The organism is Mesorhizobium sp. ArgA1 (assembly GCF_053714375.1).
Genome location: NZ_JBSKBQ010000209.1, coordinates 1 through 236 on the forward strand (window position 1 = coordinate 1; position 236 = coordinate 236).

Genomic DNA, 236 nt, shown 5'->3' on the forward strand with positions numbered 1-236 from the left:
TCGAACAGGGCTTGGATCGCTCCTGCCGTCGTCAGCCTCTCCCGAAACAGCCAGATCGTGCGCGCATCGGGAACCCGGTCCGAAAGCCCGATGCCCAGGAACCGCATGAACGACAGCCGGTCGTTGATCAGGAACTCGGTGCGCTCGTCCGACAGATTGTTCGCTGTCTGGATAACCAACACCTTCAGCATCATGACCGGATCGTAGGGCGGTCGGCCACCGTGCGGCCCGCTCGT

General features: G+C 62.7%; 1 protein-coding gene. It reads right to left on the reverse strand.

Annotated features, from left to right (window positions below; all coding sequences use genetic code 11):
* The coding region (locus tag ACWGTI_RS33015; RefSeq protein ID WP_454590721.1) for a transposase at positions 1-236 on the reverse strand (236 nt) is incomplete at both ends.